The organism is Gilliamella sp. B3023, from assembly GCF_026536845.1.
GTDB lineage: Bacteria > Pseudomonadota > Gammaproteobacteria > Enterobacterales > Orbaceae > Gilliamella > Gilliamella apicola_E.
In genome coordinates this window covers 15,529-37,963 of sequence record NZ_JAFNNH010000011.1, presented here as the reverse complement: position 1 = coordinate 37,963, position 22,435 = coordinate 15,529, and the positions used below count along the sequence as shown (strand labels likewise).

Sequence of the window (22,435 nt, the reverse complement as noted above, 5' to 3'; positions counted from 1 at the left end):
TTATGTTACAAATTGAAAATGCAGTATATAAAATAAGTGATTTCAACGTTTTTAAAATTGAATCATTGACTATCAATAGTGGTGACATTGTCGCTTTTGTAGGTCGAAATGGCTCGGGCAAGTCGGTATTGGCTAAAGCATTAGCTGGTAATCAACCGTTATTGTCGGGTAAAGTTATCAATCAATTTAAATCAATAGCGCATATCTCATTTGAGCAACTTCAAAAAATAATAGATGATGAATGGAAACGCAATAATACCGATATGCTTAGTGACAACGAAGATGATACTGGATTAACTACAGCAGAAATTATTCAAGAAGTTAATCAAGATGCCGAACTTTGCGAACATTTAGCCCGACAATTTGGTATTGAACATCTGTTAGATCGTCGCTTTAAATATCTCTCAACCGGTGAAACACGCAAAACATTGATATGTCGCACATTAATGAGCCGACCGGAACTGCTAATTTTAGATGAACCGTTTGATGGTTTAGATGTTGCATCTCGAGCAAACCTAGCTGAAAAACTTAAACAACTCGCTGAAAAAAATATTACGATTGTAATGGTGTTGAATCGTTTTAATGAAATCCCAATATTTGTAAAAAATATTGGAATACTTGCTAACTGCCAGCTATTGAAATTTGGATCCAAAGACACCATATTAAATGACGTAGCCATCAAGCAACTTGCGAATTTAGAACAGCTATCAAACTTTACTTTACCCGAACCGGATGAAACACCCATTCAACTACCCGATACATTAGACCGCATTATATTAAATAATGGTCATGTTCAATATGATGGAAAGGCAATTATTAATGGACTTAGTTGGTTGGTAAAAGCGAATGAAAATTGGCAGATCATTGGTCCTAATGGCGCAGGTAAATCGACATTATTAAGTTTAATAACTGGCGATCATCCTCAGGGTTATAGTAATGATTTGACGCTATTTGGGCGAAAACGAGGGTCTGGCGAAACAATATGGGATATTAAACGTCATATTGGTTATGTCAGTAGTAGTTTTCATCTTGACTATCGAGTTAGCTTGAGTGTGGAAAATGTATTGGTATCGGGGTACTTTGATTCAATTGGGGTCTACCAAGCGATTAGTGATAAACAAGCAAAGTTAGTTAAGCAATGGTTACAATTACTAGATTTGACTGATTTAGCCGATAAACCCTTTCAATCATTATCTTGGGGACAACAGCGATTAGTATTGATAGCGAGAGCTTTAGTGAAACATCCAACATTACTTATCTTAGATGAACCGCTACAAGGACTGGATCATCTAAATAGAGAACTAGTAAAAAATTGGATTGATAATTTAATTGGTAAAGGTCGTACACAATTATTGTTTGTTTCACATCATGCAGAAGATGCACCAAAATGCATCACTCATCGATTAACTTTTGTGCCAAATGATACTGTTGGCTATCAATATAAAATTGAGCGTATCAAATAATGGATTAGTTATAAACTATTAAAATGAGACTTAAAAATAGAAATAATCAATAAAAAAACTTTTTTTTAGTGGCGTTTTTTTAAGCTAAAAATTCAAAAAAGTCTATATTGATTATACTTAGCAAGTTATCCCCGTTGCCTGTGGATAAGTCTGTGAATAGTTAATTGAAAAGTGTGCTAACTTCAATGTCTATCAGGTTTTTATTTAATTTGATTACAACTTAGCCATGATTTTAATAATTATTATTAATCATAACGTTACGATAAATCAAGGTATAGTTTTAATAATGTCTTAACAAACTTTTAACTTAACTGAACAAAAAATATAACATTTTTAAAGGTCAAGTGTTTTTGGGGATAATTTTTATTAATAGGTGAAATTTTAGGTTGCGATGTAATGAGAAAATTTAAATTATGTTCTGATTTTAAACCAGCAGGTGATCAGCCGGTAGCAATTGATCGTATAAATCAAAATCTTGATGATGGAATTGCGCATCAAACATTATTAGGAGTAACAGGATCTGGTAAAACTTTTACCATGGCTAATGTTATTGCAAAGCATAATCGCCCAACAATTATTTTAGCGCCTAATAAGACTTTGGCTGCTCAACTATATGGTGAAATGAAAGCGTTCTTTCCGGATAATGCGGTGGAATATTTCGTCTCTTATTATGATTATTATCAGCCAGAATCTTATGTTCCGTCTACAGACACATTTATAGAGAAAGATGCATCGATTAACGAGCACATTGAACAAATGAGACTATCGGCAACCAAATCATTATTAGAACGCCGTGATGTTGTTATCGTTGCTTCGGTATCGGCTATTTATGGTTTAGGTGCACCTGAAACTTACATGTCAATGATATTACATTTGGCAAGAGGGACGATTACTGACCAACGCGCAGTATTAACGCGCTTAGCAGAATTACAATATACACGTAATGAAATTGGCTTTAGTCGCGGTACTTTTCGTGTTCGTGGCGATGTGATTGATATATTTCCAGCTGATTCAGATGAACATGCAGTGCGTGTTGAGCTTTTTGATGATGAAGTTGAAAGAATAGTCATATTTGATCCATTAACAGGTAATGCAATTAATGAAGTACCACGTATTACTATTTATCCAAAAACACACTATGTCACACCAAGAAATATCATGGATGACGCAATTGTTGAAATTAAGCAAGAGCTTCAAGAACGCCAAAGAGTATTGTTGGACAATAATCGTCTACTAGAAGAGCAACGATTAACTCAACGCACACTATTTGATATTGAGATGATGACAGAGCTTGGTTATTGTTCTGGGATAGAAAACTATTCTCGTTATTTAGCAGGACGAAATGCAGGCGATCCGCCAGCAACATTATTTGATTATTTACCGGCTGATGGCTTATTGTTTATTGATGAATCGCATGTAGCAATCCCACAATTGGGTGCAATGTATAATGGTGATAGATCGCGAAAACTTAATCTGGTTGAATACGGTTTTCGATTACCTTCGGCTTTAGATAATAGACCATTAAAATTTACAGAATTTGAAAATATCATGCCACAAACAATTTATGTTTCGGCAACACCTGCTAAATATGAAATTGAAAAATCAGCAGGTGAAATCATCGAACAAGTGGTAAGACCTACAGGATTATTAGATCCAATCATCGAAGTTAGGCCTGTGGCTACTCAAGTTGATGATCTTTTGTCTGAAATTAAATTACGCATAAACCAAGACGAACGCGTTCTTGTGACCACATTGACTAAGCGAATGGCTGAGAATTTGACAGACTATTTATCAGAACATAATGTCAATGTTAAATATTTGCATTCTGATATCAACACTGTTGAACGAATGGAAATTATTCGCGACTTGCGTTTAGGTAAGATTGATGTATTAGTTGGTATTAACTTACTTCGAGAAGGATTAGATATCCCAGAAGTATCATTAGTCGCAATTTTAGATGCTGACCGAGAAGGATTTCTACGTTCAGAAAGCTCATTAATTCAGACCGTGGGACGCGCAGCTCGAAATGTTAATGGTAAAGCAATATTATATGCTGATAAAATTACGCCAGCAATGCAACTCACTATTGATGAAACTGCAAGGCGTCGTAAAAAACAGGAAGATTTCAATCAGGAACATGGAATTACACCAAAATCAGTGCGTAAAGAAATCAAAGATATCTTAGATGCAGGTTTAAGCACTAAAAAATCAACGGCTAAAATTCAAGCATTTGAACAAGGTGGTCAGTATAATTATGTTTCAATAAAAGAAGTTCAGGCAAGAGTTAAAGAACTTGAAGCCATGATGTACGAAGCTGCTCAGAATCTTGAATTTGAAAAAGCAGGTGTATTACGTGATGAGATTAAAAAATTGCGTTCGGATTTTATAAAGGTATCTTAATAAATAGTCTTTAAGGAAAATATAATGACAATAACACGAATAGATCCTGCGGAAAGGTGGTCAGAAGCAGTAATTCATAACAATGTAATTTACTATACTAGTGTTCCAACTGATTTGAGTGATGATGCTTATATACAAACTAAAAGTGCATTAGCTGAAATAGATCACATCTTGGCTAGAGCAAATAGTGATAAAACTCGCATTCTTGATGCTACACTATTTTTAGTAAACAAAAACGATTTTTCTGCCATGAACAAAGCATGGGACGAATGGGTAGCAAAAGGAAAAGCGCCTGTTCGTTGTACCGTTAATGCAGGGTTAATGAAAAAAGAGTATTTAATTGAAATAAAAATTGTTGCGGCAGTGAGTCCGTAATATACAGATAATTATCCGTCATAATCTTGGCGGATATTCTCAATCTGATAATTTAACTTATTGATAATCAACCTTACTTCTTGCTAGCCCATTCATTTAATTTTAGTGTATACTTTGAACACTTAATATTTTATATCTTCCTATAAACGTTTATGCATACTCAACCTAAAATTGCCATTGTAATGGGCTCGAAAAGTGATTGGAGTACCATGCAACATGCTGCGGATATCTTAGATACTTTAACCATTGCTTATCATGTCGAAATTGTTTCTGCACACCGAACACCCGATAAATTGTTTGAATTTGCGCAAAATGCCAAATCACGAGGTTTTGATGTGATCATAGCTGGAGCAGGTGGGGCTGCGCATTTACCTGGTATGTTAGCGGCGAAAACACTAGTACCAGTGTTAGGTGTTCCAGTTCAAAGTGCAGCGCTTAGTGGTATTGATAGCCTTTATTCTATCGTACAAATGCCTAAAGGTATTCCTGTTGGAACATTAGCTATAGGTAAAGCTGGAGCAGCAAATGCAGCTTTATTAGCTGCACAAATTCTGGCATTGCATAACCCAGAGATCTATCTACGTTTATCAAATTGGCGATTGAGTCAAACTGATGAAGTTTTGAATAATCCTGATCCGAGAGTCGATATTTAATATGACAATGCAATCTGTTTGTGTTTTAGGAAATGGCCAGTTAGGACGAATGCTTAGACAGGCTGGTGAACCTTTAGGAATCCATGTCTATCCAGTTGGCTTGGATGTTGATCCTGCAACCATCCCTTACCAAAGTTCAGTCATTACTGCTGAAATTGAGCGTTGGCCCGAAACAACGTTTACTCAACTCTTAGCGAGTCACCCCCACTTCATTAATCGAAATGTATTTCCAATAATAGCAGATCGTTTAAGTCAAAAGCAGTTACTTGATGAGCTTAACTTACCTACGGCTAAATGGTACCCGCTTAATAATGAAAATGATTGGCCGAATTTATTTAAAAATTTGGGTGATTTATTAATCGTTAAACGTCGAACAGGTGGCTATGATGGTCGAGGCCAATGGCGCATAACTGCTCACGATTCGATTCGAGACGATGTTTATCAACATGCTATTGTTGAACAAGCCATTCCTTTTGAAGAAGAGCTATCACTAGTTGGTGCCAGAAATGCTAAAGGCGAAACTGTCTTTTATCCATTAACAAATAATTTCCATCAAGATGGCATTTTAAAAATAAGTGTTGCCATTCCTAGTAAAAATAATACATTGCAGAATAAAGCTGAACAGATGCTTTCAAGCATCATGCATAAACTCAATTATGTAGGCGTTATGGCGATGGAATGTTTTGTTATTGGGGATAACTTACTAATTAATGAATTAGCGCCAAGAGTACATAATAGCGGACATTGGACCCAAAATGGGGCATCTATTAGCCAATTCGAATTACACTTAAGGGCAATTTTAGGACTACCAATGCCTAAACCGGATGTTTTTTGCCCATCGGTCATGGTGAATTTGATTGGAACAGATTTTAATCTCAAATGGTTATCAGTTGATTTAGCGCATCTACACTGGTATGAAAAAGAAGTAAGAGAAGGGCGAAAAGTTGGACACATCAACCTAACTCATAACTATAGTCCAAAATTAATTGAAGCATTAAACCAATTATCCTTTTTATTACCAGCGGAATATAGTCAACCAATAGCGTGGGCAAAACAAAAATTATAGCTGATTAAATCAAGGGACTGCGATATGATCGACTTTAGTAAAAAAATTAATTATCAACGATATGCAAGTAAACCGCGTGAAGCATTTGATGATTACTCGGTTTTACGCTTTTTCGAAAGTGATCGTGGTCGCATCCTTAATTCTGCTGCCATTAGGCGTTTACAACAAAAAACACAAGTATTTCCGTTAGAGCGTAATTCTGTCGTTCGAACACGCCTTACTCATTCAATGGAAGTACAACAAGTTGGTCGTTATATTGTAAAAGAGATTATTTATCGACTTAATAAATCTGGACAATTAAAAGCCTTTGGCCTTGAAAATTCAGTTATGTCAATTGAAAGCCTAGTTGAAATGGCATGTTTAATGCATGATATAGGTAATCCACCATTTGGTCACTTTGGTGAAGCGGCAATCAATCATTGGTTTGGTATGCGTTTAGGTATAGATAAAACGTCATGCTACTCAGTGCTTAATATTCAGGATACTGATGATAAATCAACTCAATCATTAAAATTAAAAATACGCCAAGATCTCTCTAATTTTGAGGGTAATGCACAAGCGATTCGATTAGTTCATACGATTTTACGACTCAATTTAACTTACTCGCAAATTGCGTCAATTCTTAAATATTCGAAACCAGCTTATTGGTCTGATCCTATACCTGATGAATTTAATTACTTAATGAAAAAACCTGGGTATTATCTATCTGAAGAGTCTTTTATTAAAACACTTTCGGAACAACTTGATATCCAACCTTTCCATCGTTATCCGCTCACTTATATTATGGAAGCAGCAGATGATATTTCTTACTGCATCGCCGATCTTGAAGATGCTGTAGAAAAGAAAATTTTAACTGTTCAGCAGCTTTATCATTATTTAAAAGAAGCATGGGGACCCGTTAAAAAAGGTGATTTATTTGATGAAGTTGTGAATCGCCCTTATGAAAATTTGAAAAAGAATGAATTTGAAGCGATAGGTATCGACCAGTTTTTTATGTATCTGCGCGTAAATACCATTGGTCAACTCGTACCTCATGCAGCTGAACGATTTATCGAAAACATCGAAGCAATTTATCATGGTTCCTTTAATCATGCTCTACTTGAAGATCATGGTGCGGAATATAAATTACTTAGTATCTTCAAAACAGTTGGCTTTGAACACATCTTTAACCATGAAACGGTTGAAAATATCGAACTGCAAGGTTACCGAATCATTACTGGATTGCTAGAGATCTACAGCCCACTTTTAGCTATGCCTACTGATGATTTTATAAAATTAGTCAAAACAGGTAATCACAAAAAATATCCTATCGAAACTCGGTTGTATCACAAACTATCAGCAAAACATTGCGTAGCTTATCAACAAGCACTTGAGCAGATAGACAATCAACACTTTGATTGTTGGGAATTTTACTATCGTTGTCGTTTAATTCAAGATTATATCAGCGGTATGACCGACCATTTTGCTTATGATGAATATCGAAAATTAATGGTAACATTCTAATTTGGCACATTTGTAACAGCACCAAAAATAAGCACAAGCACCATATTAGTGCGACAATGAGGCTATTTTTAGCGTCAAAAACCCCGTTCCTCAACTTTTTTTTAAATAGCAACTAATAACCTTTACTCATTTTAAGTATTTCACAATATTAATCACCCTCTTTTTAATTTTTGGCACGCCCTTTGCATTAACTTTAATAAGATTAATAGTTATAAGGAGTAATGGATGAAATTTGTCACTGTAGTTATTAAGCCTTTTAAATTAGAAGAGGTTAGGGAATCACTATCCAATATAGGTGTTACTGGTTTAACTGTTACTGAAGTTAAAGGTTTTGGTCGACAAAAAGGTCACGCCGAACTGTACCGAGGCGCTGAATACAATGTTAACTTTTTACCAAAAGTAAAAATAGAGTTAGCCATTAGCGATGAATTACTTGATGAAGTCATTAACACCATTACAAAAGCTGCGTATACCGGAAAAATAGGCGATGGCAAAATATTTGTTACGCCATTAGAACACGTAGTTCGAATTCGTACCGGCGAGACTGATGAGTCAGCACTATAACTATCAATAAGGATATCATTATGTTGAAGAAAATTATTCTCTCTTTAAGTTTAGTTTTAGCCAGTCCAGTCTTTGCCGACGAAGTGGAAATTGCGGATAAAGCCGATAATGGTTTTATGATGATTTGTACTGCATTAGTGTTATTTATGTCTGTGCCTGGTATCGCATTTTTTTATGGCGGATTATTACGATCTAAAAATGTGCTATCCATGTTATCGCAAGTCTTAGTCACCTTTTCTTTAATTGCTGTATTATGGATTACTTATGGGTATTCATTAGCATTTGGTGAAGGTAACTGGTTTTTCGGCAATTTTGAGCAATTCTTATTGGTTAATGTTGGTATTACTGATATTTCAGGTTCGATTTACGAACTAATTTGGATTGCATTCCAAGGTTCATTTGCTTGTATTACTTGTTGTTTAATCTTAGGTGCGTTTGCTGAAAGAGTCCGTTTTTCAGCTGTCCTTATCTTTATGGTGTTATGGTTTACTTTTTCCTATATTCCAATGGCACATATGGTATGGGGTGGTGGTATCCTTGGTGATGAAGGTGCATTGGATTTCGCTGGCGGAACCGTTGTGCACATCAATGCAGCTGTTGCCGGTCTATTAGGTGCTTATATGCTTAAAAGCCGTATTGGCTATAACCGTGAACCATTAAAACCATTCAACCTACCTTATGTTTATTTAGGGGCCGCAATATTATATATTGGTTGGTTTGGATTCAATGCAGGATCATCAACACACGCTGACGAAATCGCTGGACTAGCCTTCATCAATACCGTAGCTGCAACAGCCGCAGCCGTACTCGCCTGGACCATTGCCGAATGGATACTACGTGGCAAACCATCATGTTTAGGCGCTGCATCGGGTGTAATAGCTGGATTAGTTGGTGTAACACCTGCTGCTGGCTTTGTTGGTGTTGGTGGAGCAATGTTAATTGGGCTTGCTTGTGGTTTTGCAGGAGTATGGGGCGTATCATCTTTAAAAAGAGTCTTAAAAGTAGATGATACTTGCGACGTATTTGGCGTTCATGGCGTGTGTGGTATTGTTGGTTGTATATTAACTGGAGTATTTACCTCCGAATCACTGGGCGGTATAGGCTTTGCCGAAGGCGTTACTATGGCTAGTCAAGTTGGCATACAATTAATGAGTGTGATTACCTGTGTAATTTGGACTGCAATTATTGCCTTCATTGCTTATAAAATCGCTGATATTACAGTTGGTTTACGTGTTTCAGAAGAATATGAACGTGAAGGGCTTGATATTAACAGTCACGGTGAAAGCGCATTTAATAGTTAATATATAAAACTATAAATAAAAAAAATCTACAGTATGTTACTACTGTAGATTTTTAGCTTATTAATTATTGTTAAGTTTTTTTCTAGTCATCCCAAAGCATAATTGCATTATCTTCGGTTAAGACTAAAGGTGGAGCAAAAAGGTACTCTTTAAATTTAGTTGGTAATAGTTGAACATTATTTAAATTAAGTTGTATTTCTGGGTAAAATTTGGCAAATTCTTTTAAACGATCACTAAGTAATTCCATAACTTTATTGGACTCTTTGGCAATTAACATCTCTTCTTTTAACATGCCAATCTGTTTTTTATGGTGTTCTGATTCAAATATTTCAGGGAAAATAAATGAAAAACCTGACTTCTTATTAGTGTCATTATGATGTTCCCTGTATTCAGAATGGTGTAGCTTTAACTCCTTGATACGTAAACCAATAATTTCGTCGATGTGATCGGTATAATCATTTAATGTTGAATCTAAATAAGCTAAAGTTTTGTGTTCAGGAATAGCATCATTACTGTGCACTAAAGTAAATAATGGCTTTTTATATGTCTTCATTCTGTAACTTCCTTTTTAATTCAGGGTAAAAATAGAACAATAAATTTGATAATAAACACTCATTGCCAAGGTATATCTGTATAACTTTATGTTTATAAATAAAAATCAATTAAGATTTTTAAAATACTGCTATTTACTACTGACTATTAAAACTTGTGGTTTTTTTACAAAAAAGACCATACGATTACTATAAGCCTATCAGACTAATTACTAGCTTATTTAAACCGGCTATTTTTTCAGTACCCTCCATAATATTTTGAAAAAACTAATTAAAAAAATACCAATTATGATCTACATATCAAAGATTAACTAAATAAACTCTATCTGGATTAAAATAAATAAGACTTCTTACAACTAAACATTTATCACTCAGTCAAGCTATTCATCTTGATAAAATATTTGTCTTAGAATATAGATTAGGGGGCATATTGATACCTCAATCCAATCATTGGTTGATATAAGTCCATTTAAGAAGTATCAAATCTTCTTGAAAATGTTTGCAATAAAAGGGATAAACTCAACTACTAATTTATCGTATATCGGACTTAAACTCTTTCGTTATTACTCTACTAGAAAATATTTTTAGAAAATAATTAACTCTTGGTGATGCAAAATATTTTTAAGATAAAAATATATTACTTTATATTGGGACGATCAATAAATTTTTAAATACCAAAAGATAATATTACTTCATTTCTACTTTATTTAACTAAATAAACTAAATAACAAAATGTATCAACCTCGGTAAAGACTTTATTTTAAAGATGTAAAAAATACCTTAAAAAACATAAACTATTTTATCAATAACATTACTGTTTTTCAGGTTATTAAATACTAGTATTTTTTTATATTTTTGTCCAGTATTTGATAAATGATATATTGTTAATTTAATTTAGCGAGATTATTTAAACATTTCATTATTTTAATGGGCAGAATAACGGTGAAAAATATTATTGGCATTCTGATTATTTTTTTTTGCTCTTTTCACTCGAGCGATTTTGAGCTCGAAATTATTACAATATACTAATTGTTATCACGTCAAATATTCTTCAGGATAAAATAATGGGGAGCAGGGTAACTTATTGTATCTCCACGATAGATAAAAACAGCCTATGCTTAACGTTATAATATTTGTGAGTAACAAAAGAATCCTGTAAAGAATCTTTAGACTATTGGTTAAAAAGTTAAGTACAAGATCTGTTTGAAGATAATTAAGTGTGGATAACCACACTTAATTTATTGAATATTATTTCTTTAAATGTTTTAGATTTGGTAAGGCGATTGCAAACAAAATAATCACTACTCCAATCCATTGATTCAAATAGACCGATTCTTTTAAATAAAAATAAGAGCAGGTTACAGCTACAGGCAGTTCTGCAGCGGATAAAATCGCACTCAACGAAATGCCGATTTTAGGCATACCGACTGAAAATAGAAAAGGGGGTAAGACCGTACCTAATAAGGCCAATAAAAATCCGAGTTGATAAATTTTATCGTCAATACTGAGTTCAAAGAAAAATAGTGGCGGAAAAATACAGAAAGTCACAATACAAGCACCGGTTATCATCAAGGCACTTTTCTCTAATTTTGGTAATTCATTGCCGATATTGCTACTAGTTGTAATAAAAAGCGAATACATAAGCGCTGCTAGAAAACCAAATAAACAACCTGTTAAATTTAATTCAATAGCTTGATTAAAAAGACCAGCAGCAAAACAACTACCAACAATTATGATAACGACTGTGACTAATTGAAGTGGTGAAGGTCTATTTTTAAAAATAACAAAATCAATAATGACACTAATCCATAAGTATTGCATAAGCAAAATAATCGCAATTGATGCTGGCACCAACTGTACACATTGATAATAGCAAATACCCACTAATCCGGGAAATATACCTACTGCACATACTTTCCATTTTGGGGTTAATGTTTTTTTATTTTTAATCTTTGGTTGTTTGAGCGTTTTTACAATCAGATGGATCCCCCATAATATCAACATACCTAAAAAACATTGAACACCAGTAACTTGTCCTAGGGTATAACCTGATTGATAAGCGGTTTTTACAATAGAAGAGAGAACGCCAAAACTACACGCACCTAAAAAAACTAATAAACCACCAAAAAATTTTTCTTTCATACTAAAATCTCATTACTTTTAAAACTATATTTATCGCCAATAATTGGCGCATAAAACAATCATAGCCGACAAGCTATATCTTGCGGCTTTATGTCACTATTTTTTACGGTATGGTAATACTCAAAAAAAACAGAGGATAAATAAGGGACGATGTATCCCTTATTTATATTGATAAGATGTTACTTCGCAGATTGTTTATAATTAAAGGTAAAATAAAAAACAAAACCTAAAATTAATGCGTAAGCCGCAAAAATTAACCATATTGAGTGCCAATCTTTTAATCCATCATGAGTATTGATATCAACGACAAAACCACTGATAAAAGAACCTATAATCGCACCAATACCATTAACCATCGTCATAAATAGCCCTTGGGCACTCGCACGTATATTAGAGTTAACTTCTTTCTCAATAAAGATAGAGCCTGAAATATTAAAGAAGTCAAAAGCACAACCATATACAATCATTGATAACATCAATAATACAAAACCAAATGGCGTTGGATCACCATAGGCAAAAAAGCCAAATCTAAGTGTCCAAGCGATTAAGCTGATTATTATGACTTTTTTGATTCCAAATTTCTTGAGAAAAAATGGGATCGTCAAAATGAAGGCAACTTCAGCCATTTGTGACACTGATAATAATATTGCTGGATGTTGTACAATCACGCTATCTTGAAATTCTGGGATTCTACCAAAATCTTTTAAAAATGCTCCACCGAAGGTGTTGGTGATTTGTAATATAGCCCCTAATAGCATCGAAAAGAGAAAAAATATCGACATTACTGGGTTTTTCAATAATACAAACGCATCTAAACCAAGGCGTGAAATCCATGATTGTTGTTGATTAGTGATGACTTTAATATCAGGTAAAGTCGCACTGTAGATGACCAAAATCACAGACGCACCACAAGCAATATAGAGCTGTGCATTACTAATATCGAATTTTAGTAAACTGATTGTCCACATAGCAATAATAAAGCCTATTGTCCCAAAAACACGAATTTTTGGAAAAACGGTAACAGAGTCTAAATTGCTTTTATCTAAACAGTGATAACTAATTGAATTAGATAATGCAATTGTTGGCATAAAAGCCATTGCATTGATAAGCATCAACCAATAAAGTTGAATTGGTGTTGTTGCGGTTGCCGCATAAAATAGTGCAATAGCACAAACAGTATGGCAAAGCATAAATAAGTATTTTGGTGGAATAAATTTATCCGCAATTATTCCAATAATAAACGGCATAAATAATGCCGCAAAGCCTTTAGTGCTATAAACCAGACCGACTTCTGCACCAGAGAAATGCAACGTATTGATTAAATAAATACCAAAAGTTGTCAACCAGCTTCCCCAAATAAAATATTGGAAAAACATCATTACTTGTAATCTATGCTTCATGTTCATTATTTATATCCAAAATAAAGTGAACTGCTGATGTGAAATTATACAAATTAAAAACGCGCAATTGTTTTAGTTATCAATTGTAAGAAAGTTGATTTAACGCGTTCAGCTGTTTCAATCACTTCTTCATGCCCTAAAGGTTGATCTAAAATGCCACAAGCCATATTAGTTAAACATGAAATACCGATAGTTTTAATGCCAGAGTGATGAGCAATAATTGCTTCAGGAACCGTAGACATACCAACCGCATCAGCACCAAGGGTACGGATCATTCTGATTTCTGCTGGGGTTTCATAAGTTGGGCCTGTCCACCAAGCATAAACACCTTGTTGTAATGTGATATTTAGTTCCTTGGCTACTTCGCTAACTGTTGCTCTTAATTGCTTATTATAAACTTCGCTTACATCCAAAAAGCGAACCCCTAATTCAGGATTATTTGGCCCCATTAATGGATTATTAGCGGTTAAGTTAATATGATCAGTGATTATCATTAAATCCCCTGGCTTAAAGCTAGTATTGACTGCGCCACAAGCATTGGTAATGATTAGTTTTTCAACGCCTAGCATTTTCATTACACGCACAGGGAAGGTAACTTGATCTAATGAAAAACCTTCATAGTAATGAAAACGGCCTTTCATTGCGACAACAGTCTTATCACCGCATTTACCAATCACTAATTCATTTGCATGGCCAACAGCAGCAGATTTAGCAAAGTGAGGGATATTGTCATAAGGAATATGGACGGCATCTTCAAGAGTATCGGCAAAAGGACCTAAACCCGATCCAAGTATAATCCCGATTGTTGGTTTTTTGTCTGTGTGTTGTTGAATATAGTTAACTGCTTGTTGAATATCTGCTGTTTGATGCATAACACTATCCTTTCAAATTTTAGTAGATACTTAATTAATAAAACTGTGTGATCAAAATCATAAATAGAAAAAGTTCACGTAATCTATAATAAAAACAAAGTCATTTTTATTTTTAGCGTATATTATGATGGTCTTCGACCAATAAAGAAAGACGTGGGATGAGATATCTTCGTATAAAAAAGTTAATATATTGTTTTTATTATGATAATTAATATCGATTAATTTTTAATTAATTTAAATAAAAACTGCATATTATTTGAGAATACGTTCTTTATTTGAATAAATAACACCTTGAGTATCTCTAAAAAATCCAACTAATGTTAACTGACACTGTTTAGCTTGTTCAATCGCCATAGAAGTTGCTGCTGAAACGGCTAAGAGGATCTCGACTCCACAACGGGCTGTTTTTTGTACCATTTCATAACTTGCCCGACTTGAAACAAGAATTACCCCTTTTAAATTTTCATTATGTTTTCGTAGAAATGTGGCACGATAGCCTAATAGTTTATCTAAAGCGACATGCCTACCCACATCTTCAAATCCAACAATAAAATTACCGTTTAAATCTAACCATACCGCAGCATGAGTACAACCAGTTTGGCTGCCCACAGTTTGAACCTTCTTCAGATAATTAAGGGACTGTTCAAAATCAGAAAGATGAATTTTATCGTTTAAAGAAAGGGGGGGAATAAACTGGCAAACTTGCTCTATCTGTTCGGTACCACAAATTCCACAGCCACTTCTACCAGTTAAATTTCGACGTTTTTCTTTTAATTGCATAAAACGTCGTGAAGATAGCTCAATATGGACTTCAATGCCTTGCTTAGTATCGATGATCTCAATACCATAAATTTCATCAACAGACTCGATGATTTTTTCTGTTAATGAAAAGCCAATAGCAAAATAATTAAGATCTTTGGGTGTTGCCATCATTACCACGTGAGAAATACCGTTATAAATAAGCGCAACAGGTTTTTCAATTGCGACAGTATCTTCTTGCAATGGTTGTAATTGACCTTGTTTAAATTTATTCACATTACATTTTTCAATGCCTACTGTCATGGTATGTCTCATCATTATTAGCAATTTAATTCCAATTATAATAACTGAGGTTGATATCAATAAAAAGCCTGTCATTTAACTTATTACTTTTGTTAGTTTCTACCAATGATTAGTCGAACTATACTGCTTTTGTTGTGTTAAAATGAGTTATTCTAAAAAAATAGAAGCTAAAAAATTATGTCATTAAATGAGATTACGCATACTATTATGCAATTTATTGAGCATCATCAAATTTGGGCATTGCCAATTATTTTCATATTAGCGTTTGGCGAGTCATTAGCGATTATTTCATTGCTGGTACCTGCTACAGCAATTTTATTAGGTGCAGGAGCATTAGTGGGAACAGGGGTGATCTCATTTGTTCCTGTTTTGATATCGGCATCATTAGGTGCCATTGTAGGGGATTTCATCTCTTATTGGTTAGGTAAACATTATCACCAACAGGTAATCTCTTCATGGCCTTTAAATAAATACCCAAAAATGATATTTCGTGCTGAACAATTTTTCCAGCGATACGGTACTTTCGGCGTGTTTATTGGTCGATTCTTTGGGCCATTGCGTGCAATCGTTCCATTAATTGCAGGAACAATGCATATGCCAGCAACAAAATTCAATATCGCCAATATTGCTTCAGCACCAATCTGGGCATTTGTTTTATTGGCACCCGGTGCATTTGGGGTGCCATGGTTAGAAACCTTGTTTGGTTAAATGGTACCAATTGTATAACTACGACGCCCACTTTTGCGACCAAGCGCTTCTAAATTGGTTTGTAAAGGTGGGAATGGCAATGTCAAATTATGTTGGCGATAAGCTTCAAGAATCAATTTTTGTATTGAGCTACGTAATTTCATACGATGCCCCATTTCAGCTGCAAAAACACGTAGCTCAAATAATTGAATACCTTCTTGAATATCCACTAAAAAAACTTGCGGTTCAGGATCGTTAAGAACAAATTCACACTCCTCTGAAACTTGTTGTAATAGCTTCATAACCAGTTCACTATCGGCATCAATCGTAGCGGGTATAGTTAACACAATACGAGTAATTGAGTCAGATAAAGACCAGTTGACCAATTGTTCAGTAATAAAAGCCTTATTTGGCATAACAATTTCTTTACGATCCCAATCAACAATCGTTATTGCACGAGTATTAATTTTGGTAATGTTACCTGTTAAATCACGAATAGTTACGGTATCGCCAATTCTCACCGGTTTTTCAAACAGAATAATTAAGCCAGAAATAAAGTTAGCAAAAATCTCTTGTAAACCAAATCCTAAACCAACACCTAATGCCGCTATTAACCACTGAATCTTAGACCAATCAATCCCGATAAATGAAAAAGCAATCATACAACCAACCATCAAAATAATATATTTTGATACGGTTGAAATGGCATATCCAGTGCCGGGTGCGAGGTCTAAATGTTGTAAAATGCCTAACTCAAGCAGCGCCGGTAAGTTTTTTACTAACTGAACAGTAATGGTCATAACCAAGATCGCGATACAGACAGCACCTAGGGTAATATGTTGTTCAATTTCGTTGCCATTAATAATGGTACTTGTTCCCCATAGCTTGATATTATTCATAAAGGCAAAAGCGGAATGAAGTTCAGACCAAAGTAAAATCATACTAATTAAAGCAATTAGCATAATAATTGACCTGACTAGTTGTAATGATTGGGCACTGATCACATCTAAGTCGATAACAGGTTCATCCATATTATCATTTAATGGGGTGAGATCTTCTTCAATTCCTTTAGCGCGCTGCATACGTTCTAATCGACGTTGTTTTGTACGTTCAAATTCAATTCGTCGTTTTTGTATCCACATCCAACGGCGTATCATAAAATAGACCACTAACAAGCCAAACCAGATAATGACCGAAGCTTCTAATCGTCCTAATAATACTTCAGCTGTCGATAAATAACCCAAACAAGCAGCAATAATGGCTAACCATGGTGCACTCAACAACACAAACCACAGAATATGACTTAATAAATTATCGCCAGATCCTTTTTTATCGATATAAAGTGGAACTCCAGCGCGATGAATAGAATTAGTCATAAATACGAGTGCAAAACAGAGAATAATGAATGCGGTACGACCGATAGTTGCTGCAAATTGACGATTGTTAAACTGATCAAAGCTCATTACAACCATTACTAAAGGGATAACCACCCAAACCGACAGTTGATAATATTTCATAGCTTGACGGACATTTTTCTTTGACCATCCAAAATGAGTAATAAATAGCCCATTTTGAGACGCAAAATGCGCGGTGATAATAAACACCCACAAAATTGGAGCAGCTGCATTAACGCCATAGCCTAGAGCAACGGCTACAGGATAATCCCAGTTAATTTGAAGAGCATAACCCAAAGCAGCCCATAAAATAGGAACAGGCAATGCCATAATTAATGACAAAACAATCACTTCCAAAGTAAGTGAATAACTATCTTGGGTGACTTTACCAACCCGAGCCGCCGATTTATTTAAGAAAGCGTTATATTTTCCTCGCATTTTGAAATGTACAAATACAAACAATAAAGATAATACTAGGAAAAACAGTGGTTTTGGCGCACTAAGCACTTCAACACCAGCATTATATAGTTGTGACAGCGTATCAATTTGAACGGTGACATAAACGACATCTCTGGCTAAATCAAGAATAAAACTTAATGAAACGGGATTGACGTCAGCAACCCAGAAAAAGTAACGGTGTGCAGCATCATTAACCTCATCGATAGCATTGGTTAGTTGCTTATTCGATATTTTTAATTTAGTTAGTTCAAGAATCGTGGTATCAGTACCCGAAATCAACGTTTTGATGAGCTCACTTTGTTCTCTTAATAAACGGCGATATTGACTAGCTGATTTTAGATTATTCAAATTACTTGGTAACGTAGGGTAACTATCTAGCCTAGCTAAGGTATTTGAATAATTGAGTTGCTGAACTTTGGCTTCTGCGATTTCAGCATCAAGGGGTTGTGATTTAGGTTTTTCAGGTAATCGTAATAACTGTTGGCGAAGGGTTTCACCTAATGCTGTTGAAAAACTTAACCATTCGCCCTGTTCAGCAAGGGTTGCGAGCGTATTTTGAACATGGGAAATTTGTGTATTAATATTATTTTGTTCATTGATGATGCTGGTTAAATGCGCTTTTTGATACTCCATATTCTGACGAAGATCTTCATTTTTTTCATTAAGCTTAGCAATAACTTCGGTAAGCTGATCTTCATTATCAATATTGGGTATTGATTCTTCAGCAAAAGCAAAGCAAGACAGAAGGAGTAATATTCCACCCAAAAAACCACGCATCAACATAAAGTTAGATCCTTTCAGCTAGTTTTTGACCTACACGAGTAACGTCACCAAGTTTAAGATGGCTGTCAAATTCAACAGCATTTGAAGCAAACAGCGTAATAACGGTTGAACCTAATTTAAAGCAACCCATATCTTCACCCTTCGCTAATTTAATCTGACCAGAATAAGTCCAACGTTTCATTATGCCGTCACGAGGAGGCGTAATAACGCCTTCCCAATTTAATTCAATACTTCCTACAATCGTTGCCCCAACCATAATTTGTGCCATTGGTCCAAATTCAGTTTCAAATAGACAAATTACACGTTCATTTCGAGCAAAAATATTAGGAATAGTTTCTGTTGTTGCTTTATTAACTGAAAATAGTGAGCCAGGAACATAAATCATCTCACGCAATATACCATCACAAGGCATATGAAAACGATGGTAGTTTTTAGGTGATAAATAGGTAGTTGCAAAAGATCCATTTTTAAAAAACTTAATCATATCAGGATGACAAGCAAGCAGGGATTCTAAAGAATAAAAATGTCCTTTAGCTTGCAAAAGAAGATTATCTTGAATGTTACCAAATTGACTAATTACCCCATCTGCTGGCATTACAATACTATTTGCCGCATCATCGATTGTTCGCGCATCTTCTTTTAGCTCACGAGCGAAAAAGTCATTGAACGTTTTGTACTCTTTAACATCAGTCAATTTAGCTTCACTTAAATCGATTTTATATAATTTACAAAAACCGATAATCATCCATGTAGTGACTTTTCCTAAACGTCTGTTAGCTAACCAACCAAATAGGGTAGTTAATAATTGTTTTGGAAGAAGATACTGAATAATTGCTTTTAACTGATTTAACATAGATAGCTCTCAAATTAGTTTCGAAATAATGCATTATATCAATATTTATTCTGAAAGTATAAATAGCACAACTTAATTCATATTTTGTGGCAAAGATCACAAGCATTTTAAAAATTTTGCCAAACTTCACTAACAATGGCAGTCAATTAAAAGTGTCTATCAAAATAGTTCTCTAGACTATCCCCATTAGCAAAATTGAGGGTAGTTATAATGGCAGATAGATATATTGCTGCAATTGATTTAGGTGCATCTAGTGGCCGAGTTATGTTGTCGAGTTATCAATCTCAAAAAATCACATTAACAGAAATCCACCGATTCAGTAATGGGTATAAAAGTGATGGTAAAAATTTTTGTTGGGATTTGAACTATTTAGAACAAGAAATCTTAAATGGATTAAACAAAATTATTCAAAAAGGAATCAAACTCGATAGTATTGGTATAGATACATGGGGCGTTGATTATGTATTGCTTGACAAGCAAGGCCAAATCGTCGGACCGACATACTCTTATCGTGATCATCGTACTGACAATATCATGTCAAAGGTACAAGATGAAATTGGAACAGAAAATATTTATCAAAAAACCGGAATTCAATTCTTAACCTTCAATACACTCTATCAACTCAAAGCTATGATGCTTGAATCACCATCTTGGCTGTCACAAGTATCTGATTTTGTGATGATTCCTGATTATCTGATTTATCGATTGACCGGTGTTTTAAATCGTGAATATACCAATGCTACCACAACCCAACTTGTTAATGTTGCAACTCAAACTTGGGACAAAGATCTACTTGATTATCTAGGCATACCACGTAAATGGTTTGGTGATATTTGTATGCCCGGAAACCAAGTTGGATATTGGCAAAGTGCAAAGGGCGATCGTATTCCAGTAATTGCAATTGCAAGCCATGATACTGCCAGTGCTGTTATTGCTGCGCCATTAATGGACCAACATAGTGCTTATTTATGTTCAGGTACTTGGTCACTTATGGGATTGGAATCTAAACAACCTTTCACAGGAAAAGAAGCGTTAAAAGCGAATATTACCAATGAAGGTGGTGTTGATGGTAATTATCGAGTGTTAAAAAACATCATGGGATTATGGTTATTCCAACGCGTTTGTTCTGAACACGAAGTCAAAGATATCAATCAATTAATCACATTGGCAAAACAAGAGCAACCTTTTGCTTTTCTCATTAATCCTAATGATCCAAGGTTTCTAAATCCTGATGATATGACAGAAACCATCAAACAGGTATGTTTAGAAAACATTGGTCAGGCTCCTAAAAATCTCCCTCAATTGGTGAGATGTATTTTTGACAGCCTAGCACATCTATATCGAGATGTATTAAACGAATTATCGATGCTAAGTGGTAAACCAATTAACACATTACATATTGTCGGTGGTGGTTGCCAAAATGCTTTTTTAAACCAGTTATGTGCTGACTTATGCAATGTCAATGTTACCGCAGGTCCCATTGAATCATCAGCCTTAGGCAATGTGGGTTACCAGTTAATTTCATTAGGTGAAATTGCTGATGTTAACGCATTAAGACAACTCATTTCACAGAATTTTGACACTAAATATTATCAACCCAAAAGTAATTAACCAATTATAGAAAAATTTTATATTTATTAAGGAGTATTTCATGAGCGCAATTGAAAATGCCTATCAGATCGCTAAAGCAAGATTTGCTGAAATCGGTGTGGATACAGATGCTGCTATAGCAGCAATGGCAAAATTACCGATTTCTGTACATTGCTGGCAAGGCGATGATGTTGCTGGTTTTGAAAAGCAAGAAGGTGAATTAACTGGTGGTATACAAGCGACAGGTAATTATCCGGGTAAAGCTCGTAATGCAGATGAATTAAGATCAGATTTAGATAAAGCCTTTAGCCTTATACCAGGACCAAAACGATTAAATCTTCATGCTTCTTATTTAGAATCAGATCAAAAAGTCGATCGTAATGAAGTCAAACCAGAACACTTTGCCAATTGGGTCAAATGGGCTAAAAAACATCAGATTGGTCTAGATTTCAATCCAACATATTTTTCACACCCTTTGAGTAACGAAGGCACTCTTACTCATGTTAATCCAGAAATTCGTCAATTCTGGATAGATCACGGAAAAGCTTGTCGTAAGGTATCAGAATATTTTGGTAAAGAATTAGGTACACCATCAGTCATGAATATCTGGCTACCAGATGGAATGAAAGACATTACTGTCGATAAATTTGCACCAAGACAACACTTAGTTGAATCATTGGATGAAATTATTCGAGAAAAGATTGATCAAAAATATCACATTGATGCAGTCGAAAGTAAATTGTTCGGTATTGGTCTTGAATCTTATACTGCTGGATCAAATGAATTCTATCTCGCTTATGCTACATCACGTAAAACTGCACTATGTTTAGATGCTGGACATTTCCATCCAACTGAAGTCATTTCAGACAAAATTTCTGCCGTAATGCCTTTTGTTGAACATCTCTTACTACATGTTAGCCGTCCAGTGCGTTGGGATAGTGATCACGTAGTGCTCTTTGATGATGAAACTCAAAATATCGCGAGCGAAATCATTCGAAACAAACTATTTGACCGAGTACATATTGGTTTAGATTTCTTTGATGCCTCTATAAACCGTATTGCCGCTTGGGTAATTGGCACTCGCAACATGAAAAAATGCTTGTTAAAAGCACTATTAGAACCTACCGAGCAATTAAAAAAATATGAACACGATCGTGACTTTACTTCACGACTAGCATTACTCGAAGAACAAAAATCATTACCTTGGCAAGCAGTTTGGGATCAGTACTGTTTATTGAATGACGTACCAGTTGGTAGCCGATGGTTAGATGAAGTTCGTCAATATGAAACAACAGTTTTAACTAAACGATCATAAGG

General features: G+C 34.8%; 17 protein-coding genes and 1 pseudogene. 11 read left to right on the top strand and 7 right to left on the bottom strand.

Features of this window, described 5'->3' with window-relative positions; all coding sequences use genetic code 11:
- The first annotated feature begins 2 nt into the window (after positions 1–2).
- The 8 genes from modF (at position 3) to amtB (ending at position 9,325) form a co-directional block, all read left to right on the top strand.
- The gene (gene modF, locus J3U16_RS07930; RefSeq protein WP_267342839.1) at positions 3–1,463 is read left to right on the top strand and encodes a molybdate ABC transporter ATP-binding protein ModF; all 1,461 of its coding nucleotides are present in this window, start codon (positions 3–5) and stop codon (positions 1,461–1,463) included.
- A gap of 396 nt (positions 1,464–1,859) precedes the next feature.
- Complete coding sequence (gene uvrB / locus J3U16_RS07925) at positions 1,860–3,863, top strand: excinuclease ABC subunit UvrB (protein ID WP_065562566.1); 2,004 nt, start codon at positions 1,860–1,862, stop codon at positions 3,861–3,863.
- A 24-nt stretch (positions 3,864–3,887) separates the two neighbouring features.
- Complete coding sequence (locus tag J3U16_RS07920; protein ID WP_267330200.1) at positions 3,888–4,238, top strand: RidA family protein; 351 nt, start codon at positions 3,888–3,890, stop codon at positions 4,236–4,238.
- Positions 4,239–4,390: 152 nt separating this feature from the next.
- Positions 4,391–4,891, top strand: coding sequence for a 5-(carboxyamino)imidazole ribonucleotide mutase (gene purE / locus J3U16_RS07915; RefSeq protein ID WP_065562564.1), 501 nt, complete (start codon positions 4,391–4,393; stop codon positions 4,889–4,891).
- Positions 4,892–4,898: 7 nt separating this feature from the next.
- Positions 4,899–5,957, top strand: coding sequence for a 5-(carboxyamino)imidazole ribonucleotide synthase (gene purK, locus J3U16_RS07910; protein ID WP_416380749.1), 1,059 nt, complete (start codon positions 4,899–4,901; stop codon positions 5,955–5,957).
- Positions 5,958–5,981: 24 nt separating this feature from the next.
- Positions 5,982–7,460 (top strand): dGTPase, encoded by a 1,479-nt coding sequence (gene dgt / locus J3U16_RS07905; RefSeq protein WP_267342837.1) that lies wholly within the window; start codon positions 5,982–5,984, stop codon positions 7,458–7,460.
- Positions 7,461–7,685: 225 nt separating this feature from the next.
- A complete protein-coding gene (gene glnK, locus J3U16_RS07900; protein ID WP_065562562.1) occupies positions 7,686–8,024 on the top strand; it encodes a P-II family nitrogen regulator in 339 nt (112 codons plus the stop codon).
- 20 nt (positions 8,025–8,044) lie between these two features.
- Positions 8,045–9,325: an ammonium transporter AmtB gene (gene amtB, locus J3U16_RS07895; RefSeq protein ID WP_065734595.1), complete on the top strand. Its 1,281-nt coding sequence runs from the start codon at positions 8,045–8,047 to the stop codon at positions 9,323–9,325.
- Positions 9,326–9,407: 82 nt separating this feature from the next.
- Here amtB and J3U16_RS07890 read toward each other — a convergent pair whose 3' ends face one another.
- From J3U16_RS07890 to fdhD, 5 genes are all read right to left on the bottom strand, one after another.
- On the bottom strand, positions 9,408–9,878 hold the full coding sequence (locus J3U16_RS07890; protein ID WP_065562560.1) for a hypothetical protein: 471 nt from the start codon (positions 9,876–9,878) through the stop codon (positions 9,408–9,410).
- 1,246 nt (positions 9,879–11,124) lie between these two features.
- Complete coding sequence (locus J3U16_RS07885) at positions 11,125–12,018, bottom strand: EamA family transporter (protein ID WP_267342836.1); 894 nt, start codon at positions 12,016–12,018, stop codon at positions 11,125–11,127.
- 179 nt (positions 12,019–12,197) lie between these two features.
- Positions 12,198–13,424, bottom strand: a complete 1,227-nt coding sequence (locus J3U16_RS07880; RefSeq protein WP_065734593.1) for a nucleoside permease — start codon at positions 13,422–13,424, stop codon at positions 12,198–12,200.
- Between the two features lie 47 nt (positions 13,425–13,471).
- Positions 13,472–14,290, bottom strand: a complete 819-nt coding sequence (locus tag J3U16_RS07875) for a purine-nucleoside phosphorylase (RefSeq protein ID WP_065562557.1) — start codon at positions 14,288–14,290, stop codon at positions 13,472–13,474.
- A gap of 252 nt (positions 14,291–14,542) precedes the next feature.
- Positions 14,543–15,352 carry a formate dehydrogenase accessory sulfurtransferase FdhD gene (fdhD, locus tag J3U16_RS07870; protein WP_267342835.1) on the bottom strand — a complete coding sequence of 270 codons (810 nt, stop codon included), beginning with the start codon at positions 15,350–15,352 and terminating at the stop codon, positions 14,543–14,545.
- A 177-nt stretch (positions 15,353–15,529) separates the two neighbouring features.
- On the opposite strand from fdhD, the gene J3U16_RS07865 reads away from it, so the two are divergent.
- Positions 15,530–16,060 (top strand): DedA family protein, encoded by a 531-nt coding sequence (locus tag J3U16_RS07865; protein WP_267330203.1) that lies wholly within the window; start codon positions 15,530–15,532, stop codon positions 16,058–16,060.
- Here J3U16_RS07865 and mscM read toward each other — a convergent pair.
- Together mscM and asd are read right to left on the bottom strand one after the other, a co-directional pair.
- Positions 16,057–18,675: a miniconductance mechanosensitive channel MscM gene (mscM, locus tag J3U16_RS07860; protein ID WP_267330204.1), complete on the bottom strand. Its 2,619-nt coding sequence runs from the start codon at positions 18,673–18,675 to the stop codon at positions 16,057–16,059. The two genes, J3U16_RS07865 and mscM, sit on opposite strands and share 4 nt — an antisense overlap.
- 7 nt (positions 18,676–18,682) lie before the next feature.
- Positions 18,683–19,528 (bottom strand): annotated as a pseudogene (asd, locus tag J3U16_RS07855) (archaetidylserine decarboxylase); the annotation flags it as partial.
- A gap of 210 nt (positions 19,529–19,738) precedes the next feature.
- On the opposite strand from asd, the gene rhaB reads away from it, so the two are divergent.
- Both rhaB and J3U16_RS07845 read left to right on the top strand, forming a co-directional pair.
- A complete protein-coding gene (gene rhaB / locus J3U16_RS07850) occupies positions 19,739–21,139 on the top strand; it encodes a rhamnulokinase (protein ID WP_267342833.1) in 1,401 nt (466 codons plus the stop codon).
- A gap of 40 nt (positions 21,140–21,179) precedes the next feature.
- Entirely contained in the window at positions 21,180–22,433 is a 1,254-nt protein-coding gene (locus tag J3U16_RS07845) for an L-rhamnose isomerase (protein ID WP_065734588.1), read from the top strand.
- Positions 22,434–22,435: the final 2 nt, after the last annotated feature.